Source organism: Lentzea sp., from assembly GCF_036380075.1.
Classification (GTDB): Bacteria; Actinomycetota; Actinomycetes; order Mycobacteriales; family Pseudonocardiaceae; genus Lentzea.
The window spans coordinates 1-5,282 of the sequence record NZ_DASVFL010000277.1; the positions used below are offsets into that span (position 1 = coordinate 1).

Below are 5,282 nucleotides of genomic sequence, written 5' to 3' on the forward strand. Positions count from 1 at the left end.
ACTTCAGATCTCACGCGAAAAGCCCCGGTGTGCGCACACCGGGGCTTTCGTGTTGTCCGGCCGCTGTGCTTGGTGGCCGCTGCTTCGCAGACGGCGGCGGCTCGTTCGCCATTGGCGGGACGTTTGTCGGTCATCCGGCCGACGCGAACTCGCGTCCCTTTGCGCGCGCCGATCCGTGCCCGTCCGATCCCCATTCCGCCAATAGAAATAACGCCCGCGGGACCGGGAGCGTGCCCCGCACAAGCGAAACCGCCGCCTCCCGCTCCCGATTCGTTGCCCGAGGCGAACTTTTCGGAAGCGGGGAGACGGCGGCGGGGAACGCCTCAGGGGCGGGGGAGCGCGGTGGCCAGGTAGTGGGCCGACACCAGGGTTGGCCAGCGCGAAGGCGAGTCCGAAGTGGACCAGCTGCCGAACGGCCTGGTGAACGCGAGCACCCAGGTGCTGCCCTTCTTGCAGGGGAACTCGTCGAGCCTCAGCCCGCCCAGCTCCGCCAGCGTGCGCACCACCGCCGGGATCACGCCGCCCTGCGAGCAGACGACGGCACGGCCCTCCTGGGCCGCCACCTCCAGCAGGCGCACCAGGCCCGCGTCCGGGTCGGGCCAGTAGCCCTCCTCCGACAGGCGGTGCTCCTCGACCACCTCCACGGCCAGGTCCTCGGCCACGCCCCGCACGGTGTCCGCGCAACGGACCCTGGGAGCCGTGTGGACGCGCGTGGGCGACCACAGCGGGAGCAGCGAGCGCAGTGCCGCCGCCTGCCGCCGGCCGGCGTCTGAGAGGGGACGCAGGTCGTCGTCGCCGTTCCACTCGGACCGCTTGCCGGCCTTGGCGTGCCGCACCAGCAGCACGAGCAGCAGGTCGGCGGGCAGGCGGTCGAACTCGGCGAGCACCTCGCGGTCCGGTTCGTAGGTCAGCAGCTGCGCCGCCTCGGCGACCGGCAGCCACCGCAGGACGTCCACCTCGTCGTTGGCCGCGAAAGAACCGGACTCGGCGCGGGCGGCGTAGTAGTCGACCGTTTTGGACGTGCCCTTCACCGAGTACGACACCTGCCGCAAATGGCGGCCGAGAACGCACGAGAAGCCTGTTTCCTCTTCCACCTCGCGCACCGCGCAGGCGGGAATCGTCTCCCCGGGATCGAGTTTGCCCTTCGGCAGGGACCAGTCGTCATAACGCTGGCGGTGCACGACCGCGACTTCGACGTCACCGCCGGCGTCGCGCCAGAGCACCGCCCCAGCAGCTTTGATCACCCAAGAGCTCCGTGCTTGTGGAGAAGTTCCATCTGGTGGTCGCGGACGGTCGACCCGTCCGACGGCGAGGCTTCCCATTCTCCGTCGGAACGAAGCACCCAGCAGCGCGTGTGCGGGTCGAGCGCGGACTCGAACATCTCGCCCAGCTGCTTGGTCAGCCGCGGGTCCGCCACCCGCACGGCGACCTCGACGCGGCGGTCCAGGTTGCGGTGCATCATGTCCGCGCTGCCGATCCAGTACTCGTCGCAGGCGACGAAGTGGAAGACCCGCGAGTGCTCCAGGAACCGGCCGAGGATCGAGCGCACCCGGATGTTCTCGGACAGCCCCTTGATGCCGGGCTTCAGGCCGCAGATGCCGCGCACGACCACGTCGACGGGCACACCGGCCTGCGACGCCCGGTACAGCGCGTCGATGACCTGCTCGTCCACGAGCGAGTTCACCTTGATCTGCACGCCCGACTTCTCGCCGGCCTGCGCGCGTTCGATCTCGCCGTTGATCCGGTCCACGATGCCCTTGCGCACGCCGTAGGGAGCGACCAGCAGCGTGCGGTACTCGTCCTGACGCGCGTAGCCGGTCAGCACGTTGAACAGGTCCGTGAGGTCCGCGCCGATCGTCGGCTCCGCGGTGAGGATGCCGACGTCCTCGTACAGGCGCGCCGTCTTCGGGTTGTAGTTGCCGGTGCCGATGTGGCAGTAGCGCCGGATCGTCGAACCCTCCTGGCGCACCACGAGCGAGGTTTTGCAGTGCGTCTTGAGGCCCACCAGGCCGTAGACGACGTGCACGCCCGCCTTCTCCAGCGTGCGGGCCCACTTGATGTTCGCCTGCTCGTCGAACCGGGCCTTGATCTCCACCAGCGCCACGACCTGCTTGCCCGCCTCGGCCGCGTCGATCAGCGCGTCCACGATGGGCGAGTCGCCGGAGGTCCGGTACAGGGTCTGCTTGATGGCCAGCACGTGCGGGTCGGCCGCGGCCTGCTCGATGAAGCGCTGCACCGACGTGGAGAACGAGTCGTACGGGTGGTGCACGAGGACATCGCCCTCGCGCAGGGTCGCGAACACGCTCTTCGGCGTCTCGCGCTCACCGAACGCCGGGTGCGTCGCCGGCACGAACGCCGGGTCCTTCAACGTCTTGCGGTCGATGCCGTAGAGCTGCCACAGGCACGACAAATCGAGCAAGCCGGGCACCGTCACGACGTCGTGCGGGTCGACGTCCATCTCCCGCAACAACAGTTCGAGCATGTGCTCGGTCATGTCGTCGGCGACCTCCAGGCGCACCGGCGGACCGAACCGGCGCCGCGCGAGCTCGCGTTCCAGCGCCTGCAACAGGTCCTCGTCGCGGTCCTCCTCGACCTCGAGGTCCGCGTTGCGCGTGACGCGGAACGCGTGGCACTCGATGACCTCCATGCCCGCGAACAGCTCGCCCAGGTGCGCGGCGATGAGCTCCTCCAGCGGCAGGAAAGTCGCCGACGAGGACGACCGGTCCGCCTCGACGCGGACGAGGCGCGGCACGTTGTCCGGCACCTTCACGCGCGCGAACCGCTCGCCGCCGCCCTCGGGGTCCCGCACGGTCACCGCGAGGTTCAGCGAGAGCCCGGAGATGTAGGGGAACGGGTGCGCGGGGTCGACCGCGAGCGGCGTCAGGACCGGGAACACCTGCTCGCTGAAGTAGTGGGAGAGCCTCAACCGGTCGTAGTCCGTGAGGTCGCCCCACGTCACGATGCTGATCCGGTGCTCTTCCAGACCGGGCCGGATGTGGTCGAGGAACGCGCGGGCGTGCTGCTCCACGAGCTCCTGCGAGCGCTTGAAGATCGACACGAGCTGCTCGAGCGGCGTGAGCCCGTCCGCGCTGCGCACCGTGAGACCGGTCTCCGCGCGGCGCTTCAGGCCCGCGACCCTGACCATGTAGAACTCGTCGAGGTTCGACGCGAAGATCGCGAGGAACTTCGCCCGCTCCAGCAGCGGCTGCGACGAGTCCTCCGCCAGCGCGAGCACGCGGGCGTTGAAGTCCAACCAGGACAGTTCCCGGTTGAAGTACCGGTCGTCCGGCAGGTCGGTGGGCAACGGGCTCGACGTCACCGCGGGCGGAGCCGAGGGCACACCGCGCGTGGGCGCGGCGGCCGGCTGCTCCTGCTCCGGTTCGGCCTTCGCACGCGAGGTGGAAGCCCGCCGGGTCGCAGCACGCGGCTGCGGCTGCTTGCGCGTCGCCGCACGCGGGGTCGCCGCTGCCTTGCCGCGCGTCGAGCGGCGTCGGGGTGGGGTCGCCTGGCCGTCAGAGTTTTCCGTGCTCACGCCCCGCATTGTTCCCCACTATCGGCGCGAGCGCCCCTGCCGAGAACGTCGGGCTGGTGAACTCCTCGTCACAGAACAGGCAACCGGACGGCCGTCACGACCCCGTCGGGACTACGTTCGAGGGTCACCCGCTGACCCGGACGCAGCATCCGCCAGCCACCCGCTGTGACGGCTTCCGCACTCACGTCGAGGAGAACGCCGTCATCTCGCAGGACGACGGCGGACCCATCACTGTTGAACGTCGACACGGTCGCCTGCACGGAGCAGAACCTTAGACGCTCGTCCGCTGTGGAGCGGTGGAAGCCCGCGCCGCGCCTTGCCGGGGAACACCGGTCTCGCGCCCGCGGGCGATCACCCGGCGGCCGAGGTTGATCATCGGGATCTCGACCACCTTGTAGAGCACGCTCGCCAGCGCCAGTGCCAGCGCGGTGACCACGACCGCCTGGCCGAGACCGGCCAGGCGCGGCCAGAAGAACCAGATGACCGTCGCGGCGATGGTCTGCACCAGGTACAGCGAGTACGACCGCTCGCCGACGAACTGCATCGGCCTCGCGGACAGCACCGTCGTCGCCGGCCCCGGCGCGACCAACGCGGTGAGCAGAACGGCCGTCGCGAGCGCGTAGACCGGGATGACGAGGACGTGACCGGGGATGCCGTTGATCCCGTCGAGGAACCCGGCGATCGGCTTCACGCTCAGGTGCACGCAGGCGAACCCGAGGCAGACGGCCAGCTGCGCCACGGGGTTCGTCAACGGCCGCAACAGGGCGAAACCGCGCGGGCTGTGCAACGCGACGGCGAGCAGGACGCCGGTCAGGATCGAGAAGTAGTGCAGCGGCCAGCCGGGGTTGCTGTGCTCCGCGGTGAAGTTCACGACGACGAGCGCGAGCAGCATGCCGAGGACGGCGGCACCGGCGCGGCGCTTCAGCACGACGGTGCCCAGCGCGATCGCCACCAGCGGCCAGACCAGGTAGAACTTCTGCTCGACGCCCAGCGACCACGACTGCCCGTAGGGGCTTGCGTCGGCGAACTCGTTGGTGAACGTCAGGAAGTACTTCAGCGCCGGGCCGATCCCGTTGCTGGTGAACGTGCCGCAGAGCGCGGAGGCGACGACCGTCACGAGCAGGACGACGAAGTAGACGGGCAGGATCCTGAAGCCCCGCCGCAGGTAGAACTCCTTCAGCGAGATCCGGCCGCTCCTGCGCTCCTCGCGCAGCATCAGCGTGGTGATGAGGAATCCGCTGAGGACGAAGAACATCTGGACACCGGCCCAGCCCTGAAGCCGGTCAGGACCGCCGTAGTGGAAGAAGACGACGAGGACCGCGGCGATGGCGCGCAGGCCGTCGAGAGCGGGGAAGCGGCGCAACGCCAGGTAGTCGGCGTGCGTCAGCGAAGTCATGCAGGTACACCTCTGGGCAGAACGTCGGGGAACGGCGCCGGGGGAAACGCCGTGTGTCGGGGGATACGGATGTAAAGGTGCCGGGGTTCCCCTTCACGTTGCCCGGACCAACATTTTCGTGTCGTTCGTCACGTGTCAGCACTTGGGGAGCGGGGAAAGCCGTGCCAACGGCGCGGCCGCGGCGACACGCCAGCCCTGCTGCGTCAGCGCTCCACCGTGCACTTCCAGCCAGTACGCGCCGTCGGACGTGTGCATGGTCGCGCCGCTGCGGATGTCCGTGATGTACGAGGACTCCGACTGCCACGACACGAAGTCGCCGCTCACCCGCGGGAACACGATGCCCTCGGTCCGCGG

Annotated in this window: 4 protein-coding genes; all 4 read right to left on the minus strand. The window is 69.4% G+C overall.

The genetic code is table 11. The features are described from left to right. Nucleotides 1-323 precede the first annotated feature (323 nt). Nucleotides 324-1,241, minus strand: a complete 918-nt coding sequence (locus VF330_RS29925) for an NUDIX hydrolase (RefSeq protein ID WP_330855043.1) — start codon at nt 1,239-1,241, stop codon at nt 324-326. Then, complete coding sequence (locus VF330_RS29930) at nt 1,241-3,541, minus strand: RNA degradosome polyphosphate kinase (protein WP_330855040.1); 2,301 nt, start codon at nt 3,539-3,541, stop codon at nt 1,241-1,243. The genes VF330_RS29925 and VF330_RS29930 overlap by 1 nt, the downstream gene beginning before the upstream one ends. A gap of 262 nt (nt 3,542-3,803) precedes the next feature. Next, complete coding sequence (locus VF330_RS29935; protein WP_330855041.1) at nt 3,804-4,928, minus strand: acyltransferase; 1,125 nt, start codon at nt 4,926-4,928, stop codon at nt 3,804-3,806. A gap of 135 nt (nt 4,929-5,063) precedes the next feature. Next, a partial coding sequence (locus VF330_RS29940) for a hypothetical protein (protein ID WP_330855042.1) occupies nt 5,064-5,282 on the minus strand: 219 nt, incomplete at its 5' end.